Source organism: Moorena producens PAL-8-15-08-1, assembly GCF_001767235.1.
Classification (GTDB): domain Bacteria; phylum Cyanobacteriota; class Cyanobacteriia; order Cyanobacteriales; family Coleofasciculaceae; genus Moorena; species Moorena producens_A.
This window is the reverse complement of sequence record NZ_CP017599.1, coordinates 146213-173137: the sequence shown is the minus strand read 5'-3', so window position 1 is coordinate 173137 and position 26925 is coordinate 146213. Positions and strand designations below refer to the sequence as shown.

The 26925-nt window shown below is 43.4% G+C and carries 21 protein-coding genes and 1 pseudogene; 14 read left to right on the top strand and 8 right to left on the bottom strand.

Features of this window, described 5'->3' with window-relative positions:
- The first annotated feature begins 30 nt into the window (after positions 1-30).
- The 7 genes from BJP34_RS00720 (at position 31) to prfA (ending at position 5348) form a co-directional block, all read left to right on the top strand.
- Positions 31-975: a DNA-directed RNA polymerase subunit alpha gene (locus tag BJP34_RS00720; RefSeq protein WP_008191164.1), complete on the top strand. Its 945-nt coding sequence runs from the start codon at positions 31-33 to the stop codon at positions 973-975.
- A gap of 103 nt (positions 976-1078) precedes the next feature.
- On the top strand, positions 1079-1429 hold the full coding sequence (gene rplQ, locus BJP34_RS00715; RefSeq protein WP_070390672.1) for a 50S ribosomal protein L17: 351 nt from the start codon (positions 1079-1081) through the stop codon (positions 1427-1429).
- A 61-nt stretch (positions 1430-1490) separates the two neighbouring features.
- On the top strand, positions 1491-2324 hold the full coding sequence (gene truA / locus BJP34_RS00710; protein ID WP_149031367.1) for a tRNA pseudouridine(38-40) synthase TruA: 834 nt from the start codon (positions 1491-1493) through the stop codon (positions 2322-2324).
- 214 nt (positions 2325-2538) lie between these two features.
- A complete protein-coding gene (gene rplM / locus BJP34_RS00705) occupies positions 2539-2988 on the top strand; it encodes a 50S ribosomal protein L13 (RefSeq protein ID WP_070390670.1) in 450 nt (149 codons plus the stop codon).
- 5 nt (positions 2989-2993) lie between these two features.
- A complete protein-coding gene (gene rpsI, locus BJP34_RS00700; protein ID WP_008191157.1) occupies positions 2994-3407 on the top strand; it encodes a 30S ribosomal protein S9 in 414 nt (137 codons plus the stop codon).
- A gap of 359 nt (positions 3408-3766) precedes the next feature.
- The gene (gene rpmE, locus BJP34_RS00695; protein WP_070390669.1) at positions 3767-4015 is read left to right on the top strand and encodes a 50S ribosomal protein L31; all 249 of its coding nucleotides are present in this window, start codon (positions 3767-3769) and stop codon (positions 4013-4015) included.
- 220 nt (positions 4016-4235) lie between these two features.
- Positions 4236-5348 (top strand): peptide chain release factor 1, encoded by a 1113-nt coding sequence (gene prfA, locus BJP34_RS00690; RefSeq protein ID WP_070390668.1) that lies wholly within the window; start codon positions 4236-4238, stop codon positions 5346-5348.
- A 577-nt stretch (positions 5349-5925) separates the two neighbouring features.
- Here prfA and BJP34_RS00685 read toward each other — a convergent pair.
- Positions 5926-7812, bottom strand: a complete 1887-nt coding sequence (locus BJP34_RS00685; RefSeq protein WP_070390667.1) for an adenylate/guanylate cyclase domain-containing protein — start codon at positions 7810-7812, stop codon at positions 5926-5928.
- 669 nt (positions 7813-8481) lie between these two features.
- Here BJP34_RS00685 and BJP34_RS00680 point away from each other — a divergent pair.
- Positions 8482-9813 carry an AAA-like domain-containing protein gene (locus BJP34_RS00680; protein WP_070390666.1) on the top strand — a complete coding sequence of 444 codons (1332 nt, stop codon included), beginning with the start codon at positions 8482-8484 and terminating at the stop codon, positions 9811-9813.
- A gap of 232 nt (positions 9814-10045) precedes the next feature.
- Here BJP34_RS00680 and BJP34_RS00675 read toward each other — a convergent pair whose 3' ends face one another.
- Positions 10046-10471, bottom strand: coding sequence for a hypothetical protein (locus BJP34_RS00675; RefSeq protein WP_070390665.1), 426 nt, complete (start codon positions 10469-10471; stop codon positions 10046-10048).
- A gap of 841 nt (positions 10472-11312) precedes the next feature.
- Here BJP34_RS00675 and BJP34_RS00670 point away from each other — a divergent pair.
- Complete coding sequence (locus tag BJP34_RS00670; protein WP_324611003.1) at positions 11313-12110, top strand: DUF2993 domain-containing protein; 798 nt, start codon at positions 11313-11315, stop codon at positions 12108-12110.
- 182 nt (positions 12111-12292) lie between these two features.
- Here BJP34_RS00670 and BJP34_RS00665 read toward each other — a convergent pair.
- A pseudogene (locus BJP34_RS00665) lies at positions 12293-13130 on the bottom strand (Uma2 family endonuclease).
- 27 nt (positions 13131-13157) lie between these two features.
- On the opposite strand from BJP34_RS00665, the gene BJP34_RS38345 reads away from it, so the two are divergent.
- The 5 genes from BJP34_RS38345 (at position 13158) to BJP34_RS00655 (ending at position 20712) form a co-directional block, all read left to right on the top strand.
- A complete protein-coding gene (locus tag BJP34_RS38345; protein ID WP_149030720.1) occupies positions 13158-13337 on the top strand; it encodes a hypothetical protein in 180 nt (59 codons plus the stop codon).
- A gap of 93 nt (positions 13338-13430) precedes the next feature.
- Positions 13431-13562 carry a hypothetical protein gene (locus tag BJP34_RS48245; RefSeq protein ID WP_267876458.1) on the top strand — a complete coding sequence of 44 codons (132 nt, stop codon included), beginning with the start codon at positions 13431-13433 and terminating at the stop codon, positions 13560-13562.
- Between the two features lie 3 nt (positions 13563-13565).
- Positions 13566-13802, top strand: coding sequence for a hypothetical protein (locus tag BJP34_RS46890; protein WP_229424196.1), 237 nt, complete (start codon positions 13566-13568; stop codon positions 13800-13802).
- Complete coding sequence (locus BJP34_RS00660; protein ID WP_229424195.1) at positions 13786-17211, top strand: HEAT repeat domain-containing protein; 3426 nt, start codon at positions 13786-13788, stop codon at positions 17209-17211. The genes BJP34_RS46890 and BJP34_RS00660 overlap by 17 nt, the downstream gene beginning before the upstream one ends.
- A 381-nt stretch (positions 17212-17592) precedes the next feature.
- Entirely contained in the window at positions 17593-20712 is a 3120-nt protein-coding gene (locus tag BJP34_RS00655) for an NACHT domain-containing protein (RefSeq protein WP_070390663.1), read from the top strand.
- A gap of 44 nt (positions 20713-20756) precedes the next feature.
- Here BJP34_RS00655 and BJP34_RS00650 read toward each other — a convergent pair whose 3' ends face one another.
- The 5 genes from BJP34_RS00650 to BJP34_RS48240 all read right to left on the bottom strand — a co-directional run bounded on the left by BJP34_RS00650 (position 20757) and on the right by BJP34_RS48240 (position 26858).
- Positions 20757-21611 (bottom strand): Rpn family recombination-promoting nuclease/putative transposase, encoded by an 855-nt coding sequence (locus tag BJP34_RS00650; RefSeq protein WP_070390662.1) that lies wholly within the window; start codon positions 21609-21611, stop codon positions 20757-20759.
- Positions 21612-21908: 297 nt separating this feature from the next.
- Positions 21909-22313, bottom strand: coding sequence for a hypothetical protein (locus BJP34_RS00645; RefSeq protein WP_083304930.1), 405 nt, complete (start codon positions 22311-22313; stop codon positions 21909-21911).
- A gap of 373 nt (positions 22314-22686) precedes the next feature.
- A complete protein-coding gene (locus BJP34_RS00640; RefSeq protein ID WP_070390661.1) occupies positions 22687-25314 on the bottom strand; it encodes a chloride channel protein in 2628 nt (875 codons plus the stop codon).
- Between the two features lie 87 nt (positions 25315-25401).
- The gene (locus tag BJP34_RS00635; protein WP_070390660.1) at positions 25402-26736 is read right to left on the bottom strand and encodes a TldD/PmbA family protein; all 1335 of its coding nucleotides are present in this window, start codon (positions 26734-26736) and stop codon (positions 25402-25404) included.
- The gene (locus tag BJP34_RS48240; RefSeq protein WP_267876457.1) at positions 26733-26858 is read right to left on the bottom strand and encodes a hypothetical protein; all 126 of its coding nucleotides are present in this window, start codon (positions 26856-26858) and stop codon (positions 26733-26735) included. Before BJP34_RS48240 ends, BJP34_RS00635 begins: the two co-directional genes overlap by 4 nt.
- Between the last annotated feature and the right edge of the window lie 67 nt (positions 26859-26925).

Sequence of the window (26925 nt, the reverse complement as noted above, 5' to 3'; positions counted from 1 at the left end):
GGGGTCTTATGAATAGAGGGAGGTCACTCTGTGGCGCAGTTTCAGATTGAGTGTGTAGAATCCAAAACACTGAAGAACCAAAGTCAGTATAGCAGATTTGTCCTAGAGCCTCTCGAACGTGGTCAAGGCACAACGGTTGGCAACGCCCTCAGACGAGTTTTGCTGTCCAACCTAGAAGGGGCAGCAGTGACCGCTGTCCGGATTGCTGGCGTAAACAATGAGTTTGCCACAATTGAGGGAGTCAGAGAGGATGTCCTGGAAATTATGCTGAATATGAAGGAAGTTGTCCTCAAAAGCTACACCTCTCAACCTCAGATAGGTCGAGTGATGATTACTGGGCCATCCACTGTGAGAGCTGCTCAGTTTGATTTGCCCTCGGAGGTGGAAATTATTGCTCCAGGTCAGTATGTTGCTACCTTAGCAGAAGGGGCTAAGCTGGAAATGGAGTTCCGCATCGAAAAAGGTACAGGATATCGCTCTGTGGAACGGGGGCATGATGAATCAACAGCGGTAGATTTCCTCCAGATTGACTCTGTGTTCATGCCGGTGACTAAAGTAAATTACAGCGTTGAGAATACTCGCATTGATGGTGCTCTGGAAAAGGATCGCTTAACTTTAGAGGTCTGGACCAATGGTAGTATAACTCCCCAAGAAGCTCTATCTCAAGCGGCTGGTACCCTGGTGGATCTGTTCAATCCTCTCAAGGATATTAATCTCGAATCTATTAAAGATGACTATGGTGATGATGACGATCCGACCAGCCAAATCCCGATCGAAGAATTACAACTCTCGGTTCGGGCTTACAACTGCCTGAAACGAGCACAGATAAATTCTGTATCCGATTTGCTCGATTATAGTCAGGAAGACCTCCTAGAAATCAAAAACTTTGGTCAAAAGTCGGCTGAAGAAGTGATAGAAGCTCTGCAACGACGTCTAGGAATTACACTGCCCCACGAAAAATCCGCTAAGACTTAACCACAACAATTAAACTTAAGGGACTGGAGAAGCACGCAAGTAGCTAGTCTAAACCCTAGGAATAAAGGCAAATCTTGTTCAAAAAAAAGGAGGAAGCTAAAAAATGCGTCACGGGCGTCGTGTGCCAAAACTGGGCAAGCCAGCAGATCAACGTCGGGCTCTGATGAGATCCCTGACCACTGAATTACTGCGTCATGGTCGAATCACTACCACTAAAGCTCGGGCAAAAGCCATTCGTTCGGAGGTGGAGCGAATCATTACCCTGGCCAAGGATGGTTCCTTGGCATCCCGACGTAGGGCAATTGCCTATCTGTACGACAAAAAGTTAGTTCACTCCCTCTTTGCTGGAGTGAAGGATCGATATGGCGATCGCAATGGCGGATATACCCGAATTCTGCGCACGGTGCGGCGTCGTGGTGATAATGCTGAAATATCTATTATTGAACTAGTCTGAGGCAATTAACAATTAAAGCAATTAACCATTAAAAATGTCAATTGTTAATCGTTAATCCATGATGTCTGCCAACGATGCTAAAGCTATCCAGCGAATTGCCCTGGTTATTCAATACCTGGGTAATAACTTTTATGGCTGGCAGCGACAACCAAAGCATCGCAGTGTTCAGTCGGAAATCGAAACAGTTCTGTCCACCGTGCAACAGCGAGCCATAACCCTATATGGTGCTGGTCGTACTGATACAGGGGTTCACGCTGCTGCCCAAGTCGCTCATTTTAATGCCACAGGTCCAATACCAGCCCATCGCTGGGCAGCCATACTCAATAGTAGACTGCCAGAGGATATCTTAGTCCGAGCATCAGCATTAGTACCACCAGACTGGCATGCTCGGTTTAGTGCCATCTGGCGTCGTTATCGATACACAATCTATACCGACGCCTGCCCTAACTTGTTTGTGCAACCCTTTTGTTGGCACTATTATCAAGCTCCCCTTGATGAATCCCTGATCCAGGCAGCCTTAAAACCACTGCTGGGTAAGCATCACTTGGCAGCCTTTCACCGAAGCAACTCGGGGCGATCGCATTCCTGGGTAAATGTGCAAGCAGCCGAATGTTACCGCAATGGATCATTTATTCATATAGAAATTCAAGCTAACGGATTTCTATATGGTATGGTGCGTCTGTTGGTAGGAATGCTAGTACAAGTGGGAATAGGGAAGCTAACCCCAGAACAGTTTACTGACATCTGGGTTAACCAACAGCGGGACAAAGTGAAACACGCTTCCCCAGCAAAAGGCTTGTGCTTGCTAAGGGTTGGCTACCCAGAATGCCCCTTTCCCCCAGAAATATGGTATGATGCTCAACCCAAATTTATATTACCTCAATTGACGGGTTGAAGGTTACAGGGGTAACTATGTTTAAGGTTAGTTTTACAGATGTATAACATGAAACCTTTAATCTGTCAATAGTTGACTTTTAGCCTGTCAACCAAACCGACAAGGGCTCCCTGGGCAAGAACAACCTGTGAAGCCTGGCCTGTAGGACACGCGTGCGCGTTCAACCAACATTGAACGTTTCAAACCAACCGTAAACCTGATATTGATTGAACTGATGGAAAAAACCCACATCCCAACTAAAGACTCAATTGAAAAAAAGTGGTACGTTGTAGACGCCACCAACCAGCGTCTAGGACGACTAGCTAGTGAAATTGCCATCATTCTGAGGGGGAAAAACAAACCTACTTACACTCCCCACATGGATACTGGTGACTTCGTGATTGTTGTCAATGCCGAAAAAGTTATGGTAACTGGCAGAAAACGGGAGCAAAAACTATACCGCCGCCATTCCGGTCGTCCTGGCGGTATGAAGACAGAAACCTTTGCTCAATTGCAAGCACGTATACCTGAAAGAATTATCGAGAAAGCTGTCAAGGGTATGCTACCTAAAAACTCTCTGGGTCGCCAACTTTTCAAGAAGCTGAAAGTTTACACTGGTCAGACCCATCCCCATGAAGCACAACAACCCCAAGAACTAACAATTAAAACAATTCCAGGAGGCTAAAACCAATGCAAGCAGAAGAACAAGCAGGTCGCGCTGTTTACTGGGGAACTGGTCGTCGTAAGTCATCAGTTGCTAGAGTGCGTTTGGTTCCCGGTAGCGGTCAGTTGATTGTTAATAAACGTCCAGGGGACGCTTACTTTAACTTTAACCCCATGTACCTAGCCAGCCTGAAAGCACCTTTGGAAACCTTAGGTTTGGAAAATGAGTACGATATCCTAGTCAATGCCCACGGTGGTGGCTTAACCGGACAATCTGATGCTGTGCGTCTAGGGGTGGCTAGAGCCTTGTGCGAACTAGACCCAGAAAACCGCCAACCTCTTAAAATAGAAGGCTACTTGACTCGTGACCCACGGTCAAAAGAGCGCAAGAAATATGGCTTGAAAAAAGCTCGGAAAGCCCCCCAATACTCGAAGCGATAAATTATCAGCTGGCTAATTTAAAATTCAACATGGTAATTAAAAATTTGTAAGCATTCAGACCTTAGCTATCAGCTATCAGCCATTGCCAATAAACTTTTAGCTAAAAGCAATAATAAATAAGCTAATAAATTAGCGGATTAAGGGTTGTCCACAATAGCTAATGTATGGGCAATATTAAGCCACATGCCTAAGTTTGACAGGATTGAAAAGCTGACTGCTAAGGGGCTGATAGCACCTCAAGTAGCGTGGGTGGCACAGGCTTATAGCCTGTGATGTAGCGCGTATCCTTACCAGAATTTAACAATTAGCAATGGAAAATTAGGTAATTATATAGTAAAATACAAAGCAAAGGAGGAACTATGCCAAAACCAGATATTCACCCAGAGTGGTACCCAGAAGCCAAAGTCTATTGCAACGGGGAAGTTGTGATGACCGTTGGCTCAACTCAGCCAGAACTTCACGTAGATGTTTGGTCTGGTAATCATCCCTTCTACACAGGAACCCAGAAAATTATTGATACGGAAGGGCGAGTTGAACGCTTTATGCGGAAATATGGGATGCTGGATGCTGCAGAAAATACAGCTAGCTCTGATGGGACAAAGAAATAGCTCCTAAAGTTCAAGGGTGAAGGATGAAGGATAAACGATGAACCAGGAGGAATGAACGATGAAATGGGTTTAGCGATGGCTAACTTAAGGTTGACTAAAAACTTGATAAACAGTTAGGACTTAAACTTCCCACTTAATACTTCCCACTTCATAATTCATAAATTTATACTTCATCCTTCCTAACTTCTGAGGCTATTTCAAGAGAGCGATCGCATAAACCATGGCTGAAACCTACCTGCTGGAAAAACTCAACTCTGTCGAGCAAACCTACCATGAGTTAACAAGGCGTCTGGCTGATCCAGATATCGCCACAGACCCCAATGAGTTGCAACGAGTGGCAAAAGCTCGTTCCTCCCTAGAAGGAGTTGTTGCTACCTACGACAACTGGAAGCAAACCCAAGAGGAGTTGGCAGGAGCACGGCAAATCCTTAAAGAATCCACTGGTGAGCCAGAATTGCAAGAAATGGCAGCTCTGGAAGTTGAGGAACTCCAGACCAAGCTAGAGCACCTGGAAAGAGAACTTAAAATATTACTCTTGCCCAAAGACCCGAATGATGAAAAGAATATCATGCTGGAGATTCGGGCAGGAACTGGTGGCGATGAAGCAAGTATCTGGGCAGGGGACTTGGTACGGATGTACTCACGCTATTCCGAAAGTCAAAACTGGCGAGTAAAGTTATTGAGTGAGTCTCTGGCGGATATGGGAGGCTTCAAAGAGGCGATATTAGAAATTCAGGGAGACCAAGTTTACAGCAAGCTGAAGTTTGAAGCTGGGGTTCATCGAGTCCAACGAGTACCTGTTACTGAGGCTGGCGGTAGAGTTCACACCTCAACAGCAACGGTAGCCGTGATGCCAGAAGTTGATGAGGTGGATGTGGAGATTGACCCCAAGGAGATCGAAATTTCTACAGCCCGTTCTGGTGGTGCTGGTGGTCAGAACGTAAACAAAGTGGAAACAGCAGTTGATTTATACCACAAGCCTACAGGAATTCGCATTTTTTGTACAGAAGAACGATCTCAGCTGCAAAACCGAGAGCGAGCTATGCAAATTCTCCGGGCTAAGCTGTATGAGATCAAGTTACAGGAACAACAGGAAGCGGTGACCTCGATGAGGCGTTCCCAAGTTGGTACAGGGGCTCGTTCTGAGAAAATCCGCACCTACAACTACAAAGATAATCGGGTCACCGATCACCGACTGGGTCAAAATTATTCCCTCGCTCCTTTGCTGGAGGGGGACTTGGAGGGAGTGATTCAATCTTGCATTAGCCAAGACCAGCAGGAGCAATTGGAAAAATTGGCATCTTCTACATCCAACGGTGAATCTTTAACTTAATGCCAAGTTAGCTAAAGGCGCGAGAAGCCTTTAGCTAAAAGCATTGCCTTATCTGAGGTTTACTCTAACTGAAGCCCAGACTCAAAAACGACAGTGTTTTGTTAGGTTTGTGTCTTAAATCATCATCAAAATTTTGTCAACTAGATTTTAAGTGTTGCTTGATTTTATTGACACTCCCCGCCGAAGTAAGAACGGGGATTCTTAGTTCCTCGACATGCCTTGTCTTGATGCAGTCGCTCATGGGGGAAACCCCCAAGACCGCGCTGCATCGCTAAAATTAGCTATCCGTCAAAGGCAATATTTAAGCCAAATGCCCGTTAAAAACCAAACATCTAGCCTAATTTAACTAACCCCAGTGGGCTTGTCTCCCTAAGCGTTGAGTTTCCTCAGTTTCCGTGTGCCCCACGGTACTTTTGTTTTCAAAGTTTGCTTTACTGGTTGTCGGTATCTGGCACGGATCCATACGTTTTTAATGAGGTTTTTCGCGCCTCAAGTGCTAACATCGCAAAACGCTCGTGAAATTATGACAGTACCGACGAATCCTGTCTGTGTTAGGCCACTCTCTTATTCTAGCACATTACTTGAAAGCCGTCCTAGAAGGACGGGGCTTGAAACCCATCTTTTTAGTCACTCCAGAGAGACGAGTATGAAGTTGACATTGTCCAAGATAAATTTGTGCTACACTATCTCCTGGATTCAAGCGTAGACATTCCTGAAACAGAACTGATGCCTTGGAGAAATAATGGAGATTATAAAGTACCAAGGCTTGTTCAAATTTGCTGCGAGTAATTAACTTCCCTTCTCGCAGTTGAGGTTTATCGGCATCAAAGATTTCATAAACTGTCACCATTTCGGATTTGCCCTTGACTGGTACCCGATCAATCAACCGAATGGCATAAGCTAAGGGATTATCTAACTTCCAATAAGTATGGTGAGTGATTAATAATGGCACCCCATAACGTTTCGTTAATTCTTCTAAACGAGACGCTAAATTGACCCCATCGCTGATAACAGTGCTATCCATCCGATTTTTTCCTCCCACTGCTCCTAGCATCAACGAACCAGTATTGATGCCAATGCCAACGGTGATGGCTGGGTGTCCTGAGTTTTGCCGAGATTGATTATAGTCAGCTAGGGATGTTAGCATAGCAATTCCGGCGTTGACCGCATGATTAGCACTTTCGTTAAACAGAGCCATAATCCCATCCCCCATGTATTTATCAATAAAGCCATGATTTTCAGTGATGGCACATTCCATACGAGAAAGATAGGTATTGATAAATTCAAAATTTTCCTCAGGTGTCATAGTTTCCGAGAGGGTGCTAAAGGAGCGAATATCGGAAAATAGCACCGACATCTCTTGCTGAACATGATCCCCTAATTGAACATCGGTAATGCTTGGTTTGTTCAATAACTTGAGAAACTGATGGGGGACAAAGCTTTCATAAGCTTGATTGACTTGCGAGAATTCCTGCATCAAGCGTAGGTGTTCTGCTTCTGCTTTTTTGCGTTGGGTGATATCATGAAAAGCTACGATAGCATAGGCAATGTCGCCCAATTCATTAAAGATAGGTGTTCCCCAACTTTCTATAGGGATAATTTTGTCCCCTTGGTGGATTTCAATATCATCCAGGGTGGCGTTTTCACCTTTTAATGCCTTTACAGCAACTAATTTTTCAGCAAAGTATAGCTGATTGGTTCCGGCAACATAAAGTTGATAAACCTCTGGCATTTGCTCAGCTGTAGTTAATGGCACGACTCCCTTGCCGAATAACTGCCGCGCCTTATAATTTAGGAATTCTAGTATCCCCTTATCATTAAACACAGCCACACCCACAGGCATCCTTTCTAGGAACTGAGTCAATTGATACTGGTTCTCTAGCAGTTCGTCAACTAAAACAGTTTGCTGACGGTTTATAGCACTCAGATGCTGCCACTCTTGATTAGCTTGTTCTGGTGCTGTAGTATATTCTGAAATCTGTGCTGCTTGATCACAGATTATTTTTTCCAACTGCTGATTGAGTTCCTGAAGTTGGCGATTTTGTGCCTTCAGTGTTTCCTCAAGAAGATAACTATGTATGGCTTCTATGACTGTCAATTTCAGGTCTTCAGATGGACAAGGCTTCCCTAGGTAACGATATAATTTTGCATACCGAATTGCCTTGGCTGTAGCTTTTAAATCCAGATCACCCGTCAGCATAATTTTGAGAGTTTGGTTATCGAAAAAATAAGCTATGTTTAATAAGTCATCACCTTTTAGATCAGGGATAACAGCACCAGCTAAAACTAAAGCCACTTCAGACTCATCATTGCGCAACTCTTCGACTAACTTGACAACCCCTTTACTCCCTTCAAAATTTTCAATCAGATTTTCTTTGCCGAGAGTATTACCTAGAGATTTTTTTAGGCTATTGAGAACTGATGGATCATTATCAATACAAATAATTATTAATGAGTTTGTCATGCCAAATTATCTGCAAATTTATATTGAATTAATTAAATGAATGCCTGGCGGCAATTGATTATTATAGAGTTTTTATAGTCACACCAAAATATTGCCTGCTTATTAAATGATTGGAGAAAATGATTGAAGTAAATCATTTGGTGGAATTAAATATCAACTAGTAGTCCCTAAACTATTAGTTTTTTTTACCATTAATTACTAACAGTAATATATCAACAGTAAACCACAAAAAATCTACATATTTTCTTTATTAATACCAACTCACTTATCTTAAGCTATGGATTTAGCAGACAAGTTCTATTTTTTGGAGCAACATATAGCATTGTGGCGATAGTACCCTCTACAGTCAACATAAAAATGTAGCCAATTGCTTTGACGATTTGGCTACACTATTGACCGAATATGCTGGAAATTTATCCGATTAATCCACTCAATTAACCCCCAATTCCCTAGACAATCTACCTAAAACCAAATGATTACCTTTAAATTAGTTATTTGTCAACTATCCCAAGACAGCCATTTTATAGGCATGTGAGCATAATACATAATATTATGTATTTGTCAACTAGCAAGTGTAGCCAGTTTAATCACGCTCATCAACTTAAATTGATTGTCTGCCTTGTCAGAAACCGTTAAAGTGTCCTTTGAGATATTGGGGAACTGTAAGTGATGACTATTGATCAGGTACTTGACATCCTCAAAAGTGTTGAGAAAATCAAGTTAACTCCACTTCAGGAATGGATATTGCACCAAGCCTGGGCAGGAAAAACCTATACCGATATGGCGATCGAAGCACACTATGGCCCTGAATACCTCAGAAAGACTGCTTATAAGTTGTGGCGATTACTGGGAGACATTTTTGACAAAACGATCACCAAGACCAATTTCCGGAACACCCTGGAGACAACCCCGATTACTCCCTACCATCAACAGCTAATTGAGCAATATTACCGCCGTCAATGCCTACGTAAAATTGCTGAATTTCCCAGTGGAGCACTTCCCCTACCATCTCCCCTTTATATAGAGCGTCCTCCGATTGAAGAGCTTTGCTATCAAGCCATTCACCAACCCGGAAGTTTGCTCCGGATTACAGGACCAAAACAGACAGGGAAAACGTCTTTGCTGTTGCGAATATTAGACCAGGCAAGAGAAAAACAATATCACAAAGTTTATCTCAATTTTAACCAAGCCGAAACCGCCATTATAAGTAATTTAGACCGGCTATTACGCTGGTTATGTGTTAAAGTCAGTTACCAACTCCAGCTTACCCACCAACTGGATGACTATTGGGATAAAGACCTAGGCAGTAAGGTCAGCTGTATGACCTACTTACAAGAACATATCCTAGAAAAAATAGACCATCCCCTGGTTTTGGCAATGGATGAAGTCCATCGGCTGTTTGAGCATACCCAAACTGCTAAAGATTTTTTACCTTTATTGCGCTCTTGGCATGAGGAAGCTAAACAACTACCGGTGTGGCGAAAGCTGCGGGTAATTGTGGTTTACTCGACAGAAATTTATGTTGCTCTGGAAACTTCCCAATCTCCGTTTAATGTCGGATTACCGATTAAGTTACCCGAGTTTAACAAACAGCAAATCCAACAGTTAGCTCAGCTTTATAGATTACATTGGTCAAATAGTGAAGCTGCTGACAAACTGATGGCTATGGTGGGGGGACATCCGGGATTAGTGCAGCTTGCTCTCTATCATTTGGCTTATCATAATATTAGCCTAGAACAATTACTCGCTGAAGCAGCTACTGCTACGGGAATTTATAGTGACTATTTGCGGCAACACTTAAGTGTAATTAGGGAAAATCCTGATTTAGCTACTACTCTTAAACAGGTGGTTACAGCAGATAGGGGAGTTGAGCTCGATCCAATCAGTATCTATAAGTTACAGAGTATGGGTTTGGTTAGTGTTCAGAGAAATAAAGTCACACTATGTTGTAATTTATATCGTCACTATTTTTTAGAACACCTTGATATGTTGTTCGCGTAGCGTGGCCTTTTGGCCAAGGTTTAAGGTTGTCTTTAAGAATGTTGAATGTTGAATGTTGAATGTTGAATTCTTAATTCTTAATTCTTAATTCTTAATTTAAAAATTGCGTTCCACAAAACTATTCAAATCATTCCATTTTTAATAAACGCCCAATAATCCCCTGTTTCAAAACAGGGGATTATTGGAACAAACAATTGCTCAGAGCGATCGCTACAGCGAAGGGTGATTGAATTTAATCTAAATAACCCATCAGCTGTGGATCAGCATCAACATCATTTGGGGCGATGGGACGTTTGCCCATGATGTACTCTATTTCATCAAGATGAAGATTACTAGCAGCAATTGGCCGCTCTCCAGACACCTTCATGATACCGAGTACCTCAATGTTGCTAGAGGTGATGGGGCGCTCTCCCATTACAGACATCGTTTCTAATACCTGGAGATTACTGGCATCAATTGGTCGATGTCCCATTATGCTTTGTGTTTCACTAATATGAAGCTCACTAGGAGCAATGGGACGGTTTCCAGGTAAAGGGGGAATTGTATCTAATGCAGAGGTTTCCTGTGCTGGAGCTTGTGCTAGCTGAACTGCAGTAGTGTTTTCATTGATTGCAGTGCTATCGCTCACAGTGCTATCGCTCACAGTGCTATCGCTCATAATCGTATACCTAGAAGTTTTTAACCGAGTTTTTTAGCTATTCGGGCAAGATTAGCCCGTTGGTCTTACCCGCTGGCGGAGGTGTGGGATTAACTATTGGTGTTATTGCCTCGTTTATGGGCGAGCGGGGTGCTTACAAAGTAGGAGAACAAAAAAAGCTCTGGTTGCTGTATTGACCTGGAGTCTTTGCTGTAACTGAGTTTAGTAAGGGGTAATTGGTCAATGATAATCATTGATACTCATTTTAATCCCATTAATTACGTTACAGACCGCAACTTTAGGTTAATTTTTGTTCTTGACTAACCTTTACAAGTATTATAAAGCCTTAATTATATTAAGCTACATTTTACGAAAGTAAACAATTAGGTCAAGGATTATAAAGTAGTTCTCAATTGGGTCAGGTACTTAGGCTCTGGTTCTTAGGGAGTAGAGAGTAGGGAGCAGCCCAGCCATTGGGGAGCCAGGGCCTTTATGAGGGGTTCCCCTCCATGAGCGAGTCCATCAAGATTGGATAAGAAAATTGAATGTACTTGATAACTATGACAAATGCTATAAAGGTTGAGACTGGCTTCTCAACCCTTTAGCCCTACAATTAAAGCAATACAACTAAAGCCCGACAACCGAGACTTCTGGAGCTAACAGGTTTGATGTACTAGAGCCTATTAACCAATAACCAACCAAATAACCTACCCTGCACTGGACACTAAAGGTGAACAACCCATTAACCTGCCCTACACTGAAAGTCAATGGGGAATAACCAAATAACTTTCATACCTAGGATCGATTGCTGAGTTCTTCACATTTTGTTACAAATGTAGAAGTAACTCTCGCAGGATGCAAGATGGTTATGTTAGGTGGCTTCACCGGTACAAATAATTCTGGCACCGACTGGGGTGAACAGCTGCTCAATACTGTTGCCAGCAAGACCATTCGCCACCTGTTTACCACAAGCGAATCGGTAGATGTTTCTGTGCGCTGCTATCCCTCTAGCAAGTTGCTACAAGGTAGTATCGATAGCTTCAAAATGAGTGGTCGTGGTTTAGTGATTCGTCGGGAATTCCGGACAGAGGAGATGTCCTTTGAAACTGATGCTGTTTCTCTGGATTTCAGCTCAGTGCTTCAGGGTAAGATTTCTCTGAAGCAACCTACTCAAGCGATCGCTCAAGTTATTCTGACTGAAGCTGACATCAACCAATCCTTTAAAGCACAACTAGTAAGAAAGCGGCTGGAAAACCTTTCTACACCAGGGTTAACCGCACTATCTGGTGGTGCCCCGGTTTCCTTTACCGAGGTGCAAGTTCAGCTGCAACCGAACAATGGTCTACGGTTATTTGCTAAGGCTGACCTACCCAATTACGGCATAGTACCGATTAGTATGACATCTACCATCGGAGTAGAGCGGCGACGGCGGATTTTGTTTAAAGACTCCCAGTTTCAAGCTAATGAAATACCAGAGTCGTTACAAGAGATATCTAAAACTTTGACAATAGCCCTGGATGAGATCTTGAACAATATGGTGGATCTAGACCGCTTCAACCTTGATGGTGTCACTATGCGCATCAATCGTCTAGAGACCCAAGGGAAAAAGCTAGTTTTCAGTGGCTACGCCCAAATCGATCACATCCCCAATAATCCTTGACCGGTCAGCGGTCAGCGGTCAGCGGTCAGCGGTCAGCAGTCAGCGGTGCGCGTAGCGCTAATCGCTGATAGCACCTCAATTAGCCCATAAACTGATAGCTGATAGCTGATAGCTGATAACTGATAGCACCTCAAGTAGCACCATCTGTAGCGCATTAGCTTAGAGAAAAACTCAGACAGGGGTTAAATGTCATCGGGATTAATACCCATCTGTCGTAACCGTTCTGCTAGTTGTTGAGCTCGTTGTTGAGCCAGTTCCTTCTGTTGACGTTCTTGTTCAGCTCGTTGGTATTCTTCTTCCGCTCGTTGGTATTCTTCTTCGGCTCGTTGCCGTTGAAGTTCGGTTCGGTCTGCCTCAGTGGGAATCCAATTCCCATCTTGATCATACCAACGTAGCCACAACCGATTCAATCCCCGATATTGACCAAGCCATAGCCCTATACCCAATTGCAACTCAGGGATCCAAAATTGGGAATTGTCTATGGTTTGGGGTTGATAGCTGCCGCCATCTAACTTAAAAATTCGCAATTCATTGCTGATTCGCTCGAAGGTGAGATAGTAGGGAATTTCTAAAATCTGCTCGTACACTTCCCATTTGGTGGGTGGTTCTGCCGTTCGTTCACTGTAACCGAGGTCTTGATCTCTGGTGCTCGCCACAGAGCAACTCTATCGCCACAATTGGTCTGACCTCTTCTTGCCAGATCACATAACTCATTCTGAGCTCTCGTTCCTGGTAGAATCGGGAAATACCTACTACCGCAAACCAATCCGGTCGTTTGTACCAAGCGGTATGGTTGGGGTCATAATATAAATTTAAGTCACTGGCCACAAACACCCTTTCCCTGTCATAATTGGGAGGGCGAAATGTTTCACTACACAGTTGTGGTTGCCAACTATGAAATTCGTCAGGCAAACCCGGCTCCTCTGGATCTTCACTGGGTAAATCATACATGGTGGGCAGGGTTTCTTTGGCCGGATGAGGGAGAATAACTTTTTTAAATGAGGGTTTGGCAAGTGACATGAGATTACCTCAATTTTTGTCCGACTCATGACTTTGATCTTAGCAACTGGCCAACTGATCGCGAGTGTAGGGAGATGGGGAGATGGGGAGATGGGGAGATGGGGAGATTTTGACCACTGTTCCCGATTCCCTGTTCCCAGATCCGCTGTTCCCTACTCCCTACTCCCTACTCCCTACTCCCTACTCCCTACTCCCTTTGCTCTATAATGACAAATAAACCAAAAAACAACTACCAATATCATGCTGGATTGGTTAGCAGTTTAAGGAATTTCTAGTGCCGGTGGCTATCTCGCCAAAGAGGTGATTACTCCCTTGGCCAAAGAAGCTCTAGAAGACTACACCAAAGACTTCTTCAAAGAATCCATCAAAGAGTATACCGGACTATCGGATCAAAATATCCAGAAAAAACTCTTGGGTAAAGCCTTAAAATAATATATGGCTTTAGTGGAAGAAGAATTGGAAGATGCTGATTTATCTAAGCAAGAATTAAAACAGTATAGTAAACCTCTCAAGCAGTATTTTAAACATAAATCCATTAAAGCTATCCTGGGCAGTGCGTTCAAGTATGGCTGTCAAGGAATAGATACCGATATATTAGCGAAGACTTGGATTGAGCTTGACTTATTAGAATTACCGGAAGGATTTGATTGGCACTATGTACTATATTGGTAAAAGCTATCTCAAGAAAGGAAAAAAGAATAACAATAATAAAGTAAAAAATATTATTTGGAAATCCGATCAGTTACGGCCTAACCGAGATTCCCAAACCTTGGAAGCGATCGCAGAAAACACTAAACCAGAAATTACCCCAGATGTTGACTTAAGGAAATATCAGGAAGCACTCCTAGAGAGCTACGGTAATGTCAAATTGGATAGTTTGGATACTAGTGGCTGTGCTTATAATCAACTAAAACTCTGGAAGATATTTATCCCCCAAAATGTGCGAGAGGTTCATGACTTGATGCCGGAGGGGATTCATGAACTGCCTAAGGATGATTATAGAAAACTGCACGAGAGTGGTGAACTAGATCAGGACATTGACCAGAAGAAGTTGCAACGAGCTAAAGAGGTTTATTATCAACAGCCAATTCAATCGATATTGGATGTGATCAAGAACTCTCAAGGCTATCGCTATTTGGTGGTTTTAGGAGAGCCAGGCTCTGGTAAATCTACCTTGCTGCACTATTTAGCATTGGAGTGGGCAAGAACTGATCTAACTACTGAACGTTCTCTACGGATTCCGTTACTGATTGACTTACCCACTTATATCCGGAATCGCGATAGTGGACAGTGTCAGAATTTCTTGGAATTCTGCCATCAAAGTAGTGGAGCGATAGGTCATCTGAATCAAAATAAACTTGATGATCAGTTAAAGGCGGGTATTGTCTTCGCGATGTTTGATGGCTTGGATGAAGTGTGTGAGCCAGGGAAACGAGAGGATGTCATTACGGATATTCATCGCTTTACGAATAAGTATCCTAAGGTAAGAGTAATTGTGACATCTCGGGTAATTGGTTATAAACCTCAACGGCTACGGGATGCTGAATTTCGTCATGTTATGCTCCAAGACTTGGAGTCGGAACAAATTCAAACGTTTATCGAGCAGTGGCATGAGTTAACCTTTACTGATCAAGTTGATAAAGTTAGGAAACAGGAGCGCTTACAAAAAGCCATTAAGACATGCTCTCGGATTCGACAACTGGCGCAAAATCCCCTATTACTAACGATGATGGCAATCCTGAACCACAATCAAGAATTGCCTCGTGACCGCTCTGAACTCTATAACCAATCTTCTCGCTTACTGCTCCATCAATGGGATGTGGAACCAGCATTACTAGAAGATAATGGTGTTGATCCGAAGACGATTGATTATCAAGATAAGCAACAGATATTGGGAAAAGTGGCATATTTCATGCAGGGTAATCAAGGGGGATTAGCGGGAAATCTGATTAGTGGGGAAGATTTAGAAAGAATTATCAAAGAGGAGCTGAAGTTACGGGAGGTTAATGACCCGAGAACCGTTGCTAAGGTAATGATTAGTCAGTTATGCACCCGCAATTTTATCTTTTGTTCAATGGGAGCAGATTACTACGCTTTTGTGCATCGGACATTTTTGGAATATTTCTGTGCTCGGGAATTTGTCAGGAAATTTGAGAAAAAGCAGGATATTTCCCTAGAACAGTTGAAAAATGAGGTATTTGGTAAGCACTGGCGGGATGAATATTGGCATGAAGTGCTGCAGTTGATTGTGGGCATGATTGATTCCCACAAAGGTGGAGAGATTATTGAGTATTTGATGGCACAAGGTGGAGTAGAGGATGATTTTAATAATTTATTTCTGGCAGGGGATTGTTTATCTGAGGTTAGAAATCGGTATGAGATTAAATCAACGAATATTGGATTACTGAATCGCGTCAAAGACTTAATTCATTATGATCTAAATTCTACTGATAACAAGTATAGAGATGAGGCCAACTTAGTCCGTGATCTTCGCACTAAAGCTGTTGTAGCAGTAGCCACCCATTGGCAAGACCACCGAGATACCTTAGGGCTACTTAAAAAATTGGCTCGCTCTGATACGGATTTGTGGGTGCGAGCTACAGCAATTGAACAGTTAGCTAAAAGTTACAAAGACCACCGAGATACCTTAGGGCTACTTAAAAAAATTGCTCGCTCTGATACGGATTTGCGGATGCGATTTAGAGCAATAGAACAGTTAGTGCAAGGTTACAAAGACCACAAAGATACCTTAGCCGTACTTAAAGACTTGGCTCGCTCTGATACGGATTTGTGGGTGCGAGTTAGAGCAATTGAACAGTTAGTTCAAAGTTACAAAGACCACAAAGATACCTTAGCCATACTTAAACAATCGGCTCGCTGTGATACGGATTCGGAGGTGCGAGTTAGAGCAATTGAAGAGTTAGCTCAAGGTTACAAAGACCACCAATATACCTTAGCCATACTTGAACAATCGGCTCGCTGTGATACGGATTCGGAGGTGCGATGTAGAGCAATTGAAGAGTTAGTTAAAGCTTACAAAGACTACATAGATACCTTAGACATACTTCAAGAATTGGCTCGCTCTGATACTGATTCGTGGGTGCGAGTTACAGCAATTGAAGAGTTAGTTAAAGCTTACAAAGACCACGGAGATACCTTAGCCTTACTTCAAGAATTGGCTCGCTGTGATACTGATTGGCAGGTGCGAGTTAGAGCAATTGAACAGTTAGCTAAAGCTTACAAAGACCACCAAGATACCTTAGCCCTACTTCAACAATGGGCTCGCTGTGATACTGATTCGGATGTCCGATGTAAAGCAATAGAACAGTTAGCTAAAGGTTACCAAGACGACCAAGATACCTTAGCCCTACTTCAAGAATTGGCTCGCTCTGATACTGATTCGTGGGTACGAATTACAGCAATAGAACAGTTAGCTAAAGGTTACCAAGACGACCAAGATACCTTAGCCCTACTTCAACAATGGGCTCGCTCTGATAGTGATTCGTGGGTACGAGTTACAGCAATTGAACAGTTAGCTAAAGGTTACAAAGACCACCGAGATACCTTAGCCCTACTTCAACAATGGGCTCGCTGTGATACTGATTCGAGTGTGCGAGTTACAGCAATTGAACAGTTAGCTAAAGGTTACCAAGACCACCAAGATACCTTAGCCCTACTTCAACAATGGGCTCGCTGTGATACTGATTGGCAGGTGCGAGTTACAGCAATTGAACAGTTAGCTAAAGGTTACCAAGACCACCAAGATACCTTAGCCCTACTTCAAGAATCGGCTCGCTGTGATACTGATTCGGATGTGCGATGTACAGCAATTGAACAGTTAGCTAAAGGTTGGAAAGACCAGCCTTGGTTATTTGAATTTTTATGGGATGGCACTTTCCATGAACCCTTTGAACGTAAGGAAGACTGGGATGAAAATCCTCGACAAGTAGCTCTTAATGCCATCCTGGAATATTATCCTAACCATTCCGAAACCCGATCCTTATTACAGGATAGAGCAAAGCATGACTCGGATCCTCAACTGCGGAAGTTTGCTAAGGAGAATTTAGAATGTAGAATTTAGAATTAAGAATTTAGAATGAAGAATTTAGAATTAAGGCGTAGGGTGTGTTAGGGACGGGCTCGCCAAGACGCAAGCCATAGCAAGTGTTGAGACAGTCCGTCCCGTAACGCACCATCAGGTCAAACTGAGAGGATATCTCCCAAGTTTTTTTATACTGAATTTTGCCCCCCTAGCCCCCCAACTTTGGGGGGAAAAAGAGTCCATTTGCTTCTAAAAGTCCCTTCCGGTGCGCGCCTCCTAGGGCGAGTAAATCGCCCTTGGGTCGCACCGCAAAATTGGGGGATTTAGGAGGCTTGGATGTAGCAAATGAGACTTCTCAGACAACCTCTGATTGCCTTTCGTCTATAATGATAGATAAACCAAAAAATAACTACCAATATCATGCTGGATTTGTTAGCAGCTTGGGGACTTTCTAGTGCTGGTGGCTATCTCGCTAAGGAAGTGATTGGTCCCTTGGCAAAAGAAGCTCTAGAAGACTACACTAAAGAGTTTTTCAAAGAGTCTATCAAAGAGTATACCGGACTATCGGATCAAAATACCCAGAAGAAACTCTTCGGTAAGGCTTTAAAAGAATTTGTGGCTTTAGTGGAAGAAGAATTGGAAGATGCTGATTTATCTAAGCAAGACGTAAAACCGTATACTAAACCCCTCAAGCAGTATATTAAGGATAAATCCATTAAAGCTATCCTGGGCAGTGCCTTTAAGTATGGCTGTAAACGAATAGATACCGAAAAATTAGATAAGACTTGGATTGAGCTTGACTTATTACCATTACCGGAAGGATTTGATTGGCACTATATTGGTAAACGGTATGTCAAGGAAGTAAAAACGATTATTCGGGAATCCGATGATTTACGGCCTATCCGGGATTCCCAAACTTTGGAAGCGATCGCAGAAAACACTAAACCAGGAATTACCCCAGATTTTGACTTAAGGGAATATCAAGAAGCACTCCTAGAGAGCTACGGTAATGTCAAATTGGATAGTTTGGATACTAGTGGCTGTGCTTATAATCAACTCAAACTATGGAAGATATTTATCCGTCAAAATGTGCGAGAGGTTCATGACCTGATGCCGGAGGCAATTCATGAACTTCCTAAAGATTATTATCAAAAACTGCTAGAGAGTGGTCAACTAGAAAGGAAAATTAATCCAGAGAAGTTGAAACGAGCTAAAAAGCGTTATTATCAACAGCCGATAAAATCGGTATTGGATGTAATTGAGGACTCTCAACGCTATCGGTATTTGGTGGTTTTAGGAGACCCAGGCTCTGGTAAATCTACCTTGCTGCAATATTTAGCATTGAAGTGGGCAAGAAAAGATTTTACTACTGCCCTTTCTCTACCAATTCCCTTACTGATTGAATTACGCACCTATATTCGGAATCGGGATACTGGACAGTGTAATAACTTCTTGGAATTCTGCCATCAAAGCAGTGGAGCGATATGTCATCTGAATCAACATCACCTTGATCACCAGTTAAAGGCTGGTAAGGTGTTAGTGATGTTTGATGGCTTGGATGAAGTGTTTGAGCCAGGCAAACGAGAAGATGTTATTACGGATATTCATCGCTTTACCAATAAGTATCCTAAGGTAAGAGTAATTGTGACATCTCGCGTCATTGGTTATAAAACCCAACGGCTACGGGATGCTGAATTTCGTCATGTTATGCTCCAAGACTTGAACTCAAAACAAATTCAAACCTTTATCGAGCAGTGGCATAATCTAACCTTTACTGATCAAGGGGATAAAGTTAGGAAACGGGAGCGCTTACAAAAGGCAATAGACACATCCTCCCCGATTCGACAACTGGCGCAAAATCCCCTATTACTAACCATGATGGCAATCCTGAATCGCAATCAAGAATTGCCTCGTGACCGCTCTGAACTCTATAACCAATCCTCTCGGTTACTGCTCCATCAATGGGATGTGGAACGAGCATTATTAGAAGATAATCGTCTTGACCCGAAGACTATTGATTATCAAGATAAGCAACAGATGCTAGGAAAAGTTGCAGATTTCATGCAGGGCAATCAAAAGGGATTAGCGGTAAATCTGATTAGTGGAGAAGATTTAGAAAGAATTCTCAAAGAGGAGCTTAAATTACGGGAAGTTAATCACCCGAGAGCTGTTGCTAAGGTAATGATTAATCAGTTGCGCACCCGCAATTTTATCTTGTGTTTTATGGGAGCAGATTACTACGCCTTTGTGCATCGGACATTTTTGGAATATTTCTGTGCTTGGGAATTTGTCAGGAAATTTGAGAAAAAACAGGATATTTCCCTAGAAAAGTTAAAAACAGAGGTATTTGGTAAACACTACAAGGATGAATCTTGGCGTGAAGTGCTCAGGTTGATTGTGGGAATGATTGATTCCAAGAAAGCTGGAGAAATTATTGAGTATTTGATGGCACAAGATGGAGAATGGTATAAGTTTCAGAATTTATTTCTGGCAGGGGATTGTTTGTCTGAGGTTAGGAATCGGTATGAGATTAAATCAACGGATACTAGATTACTGAATCGCGTCAAAGAGTTAATTCACTATGATCTAAATTATACTTATAACAAGTATGGAGATGAGGCCAACTTAGTCCGTGATATTCGCAGCCAAGCTGTTGTAGCAGTAGCCACCCATTGGCAAAACCATCGAGATACTTTACCCCTACTTCAAAAATGGGCTCGCTCTGATCTCGATTCGTTGGTGCGACTTAAAGCAATTGACCAGTTAGCTCAAGTTTACAAAGACCATCGAGATACTTTAGCCATACTTCAACAATCGGCTCGCTCTGATCTCGATTCGTTGGTGCGACTTACAGCAATTGACCAGTTAGCTCAAGTTTACAAAGACCATCGAGATACCTTAGCCCTACTTCAACAATCGGCTCGCTCTGATACTGATTCGTTGGTACGACGTACAGCAATTGAACATTTAGCTCAAGGTTGGCAAGACTATCGAGATACCTTAGCCATAGTTCAAGAATCGGCTCGCTCTGATCAGCATTCGTGGGTGCGACGTACAGCAATTGTACAGTTAGCTCAAGTTTACAAAGACTATCGAGATACCTTACCCCTACTTCAAGAATCAGCTCGCTTTGATACTGATTCGTTGGTGCGACGTACAGCAATTGTACAGTTAGCTCAAGGTTGGCAAGACCATCAAGATACCTTAAACCTACTTCAAGAATGGGCTAGCTCTGATACTGATTCGTTGGTGCGAGTTACAGCAATTGAACAGTTAGCTGAAGTTTGGCACGATCAGCCTTGGTTATGGGAATTTTTATGCGTTCGCGTAGCGGCTCTTTCAGAGCATCGCACTCTCAATGACCCCTTTGACTGTGAGAAAGAGCAGGGTTGCAATCCTCGAGAAGTAGCCCTTCAGGCCATCCTCGAATATTATCCTAACCATTCCCAAACCCGATCCTTATTACAGGATAGAGCAGAGCATGACTCCGATCCTAAACTGCGGGAGTTTGCTCAGAAGCAATTAGAATTGGGAATGTAGAATTTAGAATTCTGCATTATCCCTACATTCTAAATTCTACATTATTACAACAACTGATTAATCTCATCCACACTCAACCCCGTATATTGAGCAATATCATTCAGAGGTAATCCTGCTGCCTTCATCTGTTTTGCCACCTGTTCTATACCTTGTTGTCTACCTTGTTCGAGACTTTCTTGAATCAAGGTTTGATTAACACTATACATATCCCGGTAGACCTTGAGGCTATCCTGATACAGGGCTTGCTCCTCTGAGGAAAAGTTGGCAATCTCGGCTATTTCAAACAACTGAGCAAACACATCTTCTTGCAAGGGTTCAGGGGGAGCATTACATTGGGCAAGATGCCTGAATAAAAATAACCACTTTTCAAAATGGGTTTCTAGTTGATCAACCGATTTAGTAAATTTCGGTAGCTCGACATAGATGAATTTCAACTTATCGTAGAACACTTCACACCGCTGGTTTTTTAGCTCTACCACATGCAACAGTTCTGAATCCTGCTTATGGTCATTAAAAATGAAATCCAAAATACCAACGGTATAGACTGCCGTTAGCTTATAATTCCAATCTCCCTGTTGCGCCTGTTCTTGGATGGGGAAAGTGGAATAGTAAACACTCCGGTCTTTGAAGAAATTTTGTTTTGCCTTTTGCATTTCCACAATGAAGCGTTCACCGGTTGTGCTCTGACAATAAATATCAAAAATCGCTCTTCTATCCACTAAGGTGTTACCCAAAAACTCGGGATTCTTAATGGTGACATCCTGAATTTGATGGTGGGGAGGCAACAGCGTATTCAAGAAATCGATCAACAGTGCTTTGTTGGGCTCAGTGCCAAACACGCGCTTAAAGCCGAAATCCGTGAGCAGGTCAATGTATTTATCGGGTAATGGGAAAACCATAGTTTAGAAGTTAGAAGTTAGAAGTTATAATTGAGAATTAGGAATTTAGAATTTTAAATTCTAAATTCACCATTCTACGTTCGGCCTTGCTGAATTAAGGAATGAATGCGCGATTATCTGGTTTTCTTAAAGCCCCCTAAATCCCCCAACTTTGCGGTGCGACCCAAGGGCGATTTACTCGCCCTAGGAGGCGCGCACCGGAAGGGACTTTAAGAGTTTTGTTCCCCCCAGAATTGGGGGGCTAGGGGGGCGAAACCATACCCATAATCAGCAACGCCCTACGTTCTACATTCTTAATTATCCCTTCGAGCACAATCGCTCCAATAACGGTTTAGGAATTGTCTCAAAATCCTCCAATAAGAAATCCATGATGGCGAGATGGCGCAAGTGACCAGCAGTGGGAGGGTAACAGCGACGACTGGTGTTAAACCAGCCGTTAACGGTTTGAACGGAACAGGAGCAGATCAAGGCCATATCTTCCCTCGTCAAGTCCCACTTTTGGTAGAACCGTTGCGGTGTCATACCCAATTCGCAGTGACTGTACAGTCGGATTAGGATTTGCTCGCGCTCGGTGATGGGGTAGGGATAGGCATGTTCCCCCTTCGACTCCCTCTGTTGAGCAGGCTGTTGGGCAAGCTGCTCAAGACGCTCCATCCCTTCGTGGTAATCGATGGGAAGATAAACGAATCGTTTCTTTGGCATTATTATAGAATTACCTCAATTGTAATTGAGTAGAAAGCCGCGCTTGGCGCTTGGTCGGCAGAAAGCGCGGCTTTTTTTTCATGATTATAGTATAATCATTGAGTAACTTTATTGTCAACCTAAAACAAAAAAAAGTCAAGGCAATTTGTAAATTTTGTAATAATTAGTTACACTTAAATAGTTAGCATGGTTACTGGTTTAGCTAATAGCTGGAATTGGTAACATAGAGTTAAAAAATGTAAGTATTCAGCGGTCAGCGGTCAGGGGTCAGCCATCAGCCTTTAGCTGAAAGCTGATAGCTGAAAGCTGATAGCTGATAGCTGAATGCTTACCCCGATTCCCGATTCCCGACTCCCGATTCCCGACTCCCTAATTAATGAAGCGCTTCCCTAACCAAAATCACAGTACTATCTACACCCCGTGCGATCGCTTCCGGAATATTGCCATGGATCGCCTGCTCCAATAATCCCTCTCGACTAGCTCCGATCACGACTACATCATACTTTTGAGCCTTGGCTAAACGAATCAAAGCATCAGAAACAGAATAGGAACGGATCGGAATTGATACCACATCACACATACCTTTGAGTTGTTGACGGAGGAAATAGGTAGCTTTTTCCAAGCTAGTCATTACAGGTTCCCCAGCTTGAGGATTAAAAACCTGAGTTACTACGATTTGCTCTGCTTTAGCAAGGGTTGCTAGTATCGGAATTAATTGTAGGGCACGGCTAGAGTTGGGTCCACCAGCAATGGGGATTAACCAACGCTTCCAGGTCTTAGCTAGTGAACCGTACTTAGCAGAAAAAACATCTTCTGCTACTTCCTTGCCTTGGGGTAATTTCAGCAAGACTAAATCACAGGGAGCTTGTCGAATCAAGGTATCGATAATATTACCAAAAATCTGATTAGGACTATTAGATGGTCCTCCCTTCCATCCCATCAAAATCAGATTAATATGTCGTTGTTTAATAGTTTCTAGAATTGCTTGAGCGGTATCGTGGGATATCCGGATTTGGGTGTGAACTGGCATTTCCCACCGTCGCCCTAGCCTTTCCGCTTGCCTTAGCAATCTGCGACTTTTAGTAGTATCAACTGCTGTCTGAGCAGGACTAGTGCTGCGGGAGATAGGTATTACCTGCAAACACTCAAGTTCATAGTCGCGATCGCGGCCAATAGCAGTAGCTATTTCCAACAATACTGGTGCTGATTGGGGATTAGCTAAGGGAACCAACATCCGTCCACTACCGGTAGCTGGAGCCCGAGTATAATAGACCCCATAGGAGGGATCAGGACTTGGTCCTAGTTGTTCTTTTTCCCCACTCAGTTGGTTAGCTTCGGCACGAATAATATCACTAAAGGTAATGATTCCAACTAACTTTCGGTTTTCTAGAACAGGTAACCGATTGAGTTGATAACGATTAAGAATGTAGAGAACGTGGCTTAAGGTGTCATTGTGTCTAACTGTTATCGGTTGTGGAGTCATCACCTCTTTTATAGGGGTATTCCCAGGCAGTCGGTCTCGGTTCTTGGCAATGTCTTCTTGAGTAATTATCCCGACCAATTTCCCCTGAGCAACTACTGGAAAGCCGCGATGACTAGAGTTACTAAAGGTCTGAATGGCTTGTTCTAAGGTCATCTGACTCCCTAGGGTTTCTACCCGGCGCTGCATGATGTCAGATGCTTTTAAACCAGCTAAGGTACTTTTGTCCACCTTTACTTGAGGCAAGCTGTAGCCTTTCCTCTCCAACAAACGTTGATAGAGAGACCCTTTGGCTAATTGATCGGCAACTAGGTAGGAAACCACACAGGTGATCATTAACGGTAGGACTAGATTAAAGTCCGTTGTCATCTCAAACACGATCACAATCGCTGTGATGGGTACCTTGGAAACGGCACTAAAAAATGCTCCCATCCCTGCCAAGGCGTAGGTAATCGGATTACCTAATCCGAGCAGGTGATACTCACCTATGCCAACTAAATAGCCTAATGCGGAACCCAATACTAGGGAGGGATGAAACAACCCCCCTGGTGCTCCAGAACCATAGGCAATTATCGTCAGTAAGAAGTAGACCACAAAAGCGAGACTGGTAAATTCCCAACCTACATCACCAGTGAGCAACAACTCCCGCAAACCACTGTTGTTATGGAACTGATCCGGTAGCAGTGCTACAATACACCCACCAAGCATCCCAGCTATACCAATCCGCAATGGTAAGCTGAGCTTGAGGCGGTCGTAAAAATTCAGACTGGCCAGAATTCCCTGATTAAACAAAGCTGCTAGCAATCCAGCCAACACTCCTAACAATAAATAGAAGGGAATCTCACGAGCGTCAAAGGTGCTGGAAAAGTTGCTTAGTTCCCGATTGAGGTCTAGGGTACCTCCACCCAATAGCCGGGAAACCACCGCACCAATAAAGGATGCTATAATAGCACTACCCAGAGTTATACTAGATAAATCTGGTAACAGTTCCTCAAAGATAAAGGCTACACTAGCCAGGGGAGCATTAAACCCAGCGGCTAATCCAGCCCCAGCCCCAGCAGCAATCATTTGACGTCGGTGATCAGGAGAGGTGGGTACCCAGCGAGTTAATTGAGCCGCCAAAGCTGCTCCAATATGAACCGTTGGGCCTTGACGTCCCATAGTCATTCCCGCCGCCAGAGATAGGATCGTACTTACCAACTTGACCGCAGCCACCCGTAAATTCATCGCGATAGGAAACCGGGCAAGAGCACCTTTGATCTGAGGTACGCCACTACCAGTTGCCTCTGATGCTAGAAACTCAATCAGGAATCCGCACAGTAATCCTAAGCAGAGTCCAAAAGCGGGTAGGGCAAAGCTAGGGGGTAGGAGCAGAGATGCTTGAAGCCGCCAACTCCCTAACCAGCCAATACTGTGTTTGAGTAATACTGCTGAAAGTCCTGAGACCAATCCAATCAGACAGGCTTCGGCAAGGGCAAGACTTCTTTTGGGGATCAGCCATTGGGTAATGGGATTGATCATTGATTGATCATTGGTTAATTTTCATTAGTGATTATTCCTAGGTACTTTCTAAATACCAGGATAATTTCTCTAGTTACAACTAACCCACTAATGACTAGAGGTTACCGATAGTCCTTCCACAATTAAAGAAGGTGTGTAGATGCTATCCTGCCAATCAGCATCATCACCAAGTATTACTAATTGCTTAAGGGTGTTGTAGACATTCCCAGCTACCATAGTGTCTTTGACTCGACCAATAATTTTTCCTTGTTGCACTCGATAGCCTAACTCAACATTGACGGAAAAGTCACCGGAGATGCCAGCACTACCGCCAAGAATCTGGTCTATGACTAATCCTTCGTCTAATTGCCCAATTAAGTCATTGAGTGACCCTTGGCCTGGTTTAATCAGTAAGTTGACTAGATCAGGGGTTGGGTAGCTGCCTAGGCTAGGGCGAAATCCATTTCCCGTTGTGCCAGTTCCGAGTAAGCGACCGGTAGTGCGATCGCAATAAAACTGTTGCAATTGCCCTTCACTGATGAATACGAGGGATTGGGTAGGGGTGCCTTCATCATCAAAGGGGCAACTGTAGGGAAATTCAGGATTTGGTTCTTGAAACAGGGTCAGGTTTTTTGAGGTAACCACCTGACCTAGACTATCACTCCAGGGGGTCGCTTTTTCAAGTACCCGTTTTCCATTTAAGGCTGCTTCCACAGTGCCCCATAGCAAATCCGCTGCTTTAGAGGTCAACAAAATTGGCACACGACCACTGGGAGTAGATACATTTGCCGTTGCCCAGTTGAGGCGTTGTAAAATTTGCTCTAGGACTTTGTTGGTGTTTAGGGTTTCCTTGGGCTCAGATGGGCTTAATCGAATTTGTGTACCATCACCGACACTTAAAAAGTCTTCACCTCTGACCCACTCTACCCCAAGGAAATAACTGAGACTAGTGTCAGTGTAAGAGCAATGTAATCCTTCAGAGTTAATTAAGCTAGTGGTTTCTGACTCCCATTCCGACTCAGCGCTACACAACACTTCTGGGTAGGCATCGCGAATTAATGCGATCGCATCCGAGCCGATTGCTACTAGGTCTTCTATCGGTATAGTTTCTGGTGAGTCGGAATAGTTAGCGCTAGGACCATCAGCCAGTTCTATGGATTCCGGTTCATTGAGTGCAGTCATGGCCATTGCCCGGTCTACTAAATCTTGGGCTGCCACTGCTCCATAGCCTACTGCTAGTCCTGGACGTCCGTCTCGCCATAACCGTAGCGCTGTGCCTTCCGATTGACTACTTTCGATTTGTTTGAGCCGATTCGCTTCAAAAAACACAGGACGAGAAAGCGTCTGGGACTGATAAACCTCTGCACTAGTCGCTCCTGATTTAGCTGCTAAGTCTAACAGTTGTTCAGCTTGCAGCTCTTGCGGTATAGTTTCAGCACTCATATTGCAAAGGGAGTAGGGAGTAGGGAGTCGGGAGTCGGGAGTCGGGAGTCGGGAGTCGAGGGAGTTTTTTCTAACTGAATAATATCCAACTTAAATGCCCAACAGCTTAGGTAGGTGATCATCTACTACCAATATTGCATTAATTTGCACCCCCCCAAAACTTCGAATAATCTATAGATAGATATATAT

Excerpts from the sequence above, each read along its gene's own strand:
- BJP34_RS00680 (WP_070390666.1), top strand. The coding sequence starts at position 8,482 with ATGACTATTGATCAGGTACTTGACATCCTCAAAAGTGTTGAGAAAATC.
- BJP34_RS46890 (WP_229424196.1), top strand. The coding sequence starts at position 13,566 with ATGGCTTTAGTGGAAGAAGAATTGGAAGATGCTGATTTATCTAAGCAA.
- BJP34_RS00670 (WP_324611003.1), top strand. The coding sequence starts at position 11,313 with ATGGTTATGTTAGGTGGCTTCACCGGTACAAATAATTCTGGCACCGAC.
- prfA (WP_070390668.1), top strand. The coding sequence starts at position 4,236 with ATGGCTGAAACCTACCTGCTGGAAAAACTCAACTCTGTCGAGCAAACC.
- BJP34_RS00645 (WP_083304930.1), bottom strand. The coding sequence starts at position 22,313 with ATGCCAAAGAAACGATTCGTTTATCTTCCCATCGATTACCACGAAGGG.
- BJP34_RS00660 (WP_229424195.1), top strand. The coding sequence starts at position 13,786 with ATGTACTATATTGGTAAAAGCTATCTCAAGAAAGGAAAAAAGAATAAC.
- rplM (WP_070390670.1), top strand. The coding sequence starts at position 2,539 with ATGGAAAAAACCCACATCCCAACTAAAGACTCAATTGAAAAAAAGTGG.
- truA (WP_149031367.1), top strand. The coding sequence starts at position 1,491 with ATGTCTGCCAACGATGCTAAAGCTATCCAGCGAATTGCCCTGGTTATT.
- rpmE (WP_070390669.1), top strand. The coding sequence starts at position 3,767 with ATGCCAAAACCAGATATTCACCCAGAGTGGTACCCAGAAGCCAAAGTC.
- BJP34_RS00650 (WP_070390662.1), bottom strand. The coding sequence starts at position 21,611 with ATGGTTTTCCCATTACCCGATAAATACATTGACCTGCTCACGGATTTC.
- BJP34_RS00655 (WP_070390663.1), top strand. The coding sequence starts at position 17,593 with ATGCTGGATTTGTTAGCAGCTTGGGGACTTTCTAGTGCTGGTGGCTAT.
- rplQ (WP_070390672.1), top strand. The coding sequence starts at position 1,079 with ATGCGTCACGGGCGTCGTGTGCCAAAACTGGGCAAGCCAGCAGATCAA.
- BJP34_RS00635 (WP_070390660.1), bottom strand. The coding sequence starts at position 26,736 with ATGAGTGCTGAAACTATACCGCAAGAGCTGCAAGCTGAACAACTGTTA.
- BJP34_RS38345 (WP_149030720.1), top strand. The coding sequence starts at position 13,158 with ATGACTTTGATCTTAGCAACTGGCCAACTGATCGCGAGTGTAGGGAGA.
- rpsI (WP_008191157.1), top strand. The coding sequence starts at position 2,994 with ATGCAAGCAGAAGAACAAGCAGGTCGCGCTGTTTACTGGGGAACTGGT.
- BJP34_RS48240 (WP_267876457.1), bottom strand. The coding sequence starts at position 26,858 with ATGATCACCTACCTAAGCTGTTGGGCATTTAAGTTGGATATTATTCAG.
- BJP34_RS00675 (WP_070390665.1), bottom strand. The coding sequence starts at position 10,471 with ATGAGCGATAGCACTGTGAGCGATAGCACTGTGAGCGATAGCACTGCA.
- BJP34_RS00640 (WP_070390661.1), bottom strand. The coding sequence starts at position 25,314 with ATGATCAATCCCATTACCCAATGGCTGATCCCCAAAAGAAGTCTTGCC.
- BJP34_RS00685 (WP_070390667.1), bottom strand. The coding sequence starts at position 7,812 with ATGACAAACTCATTAATAATTATTTGTATTGATAATGATCCATCAGTT.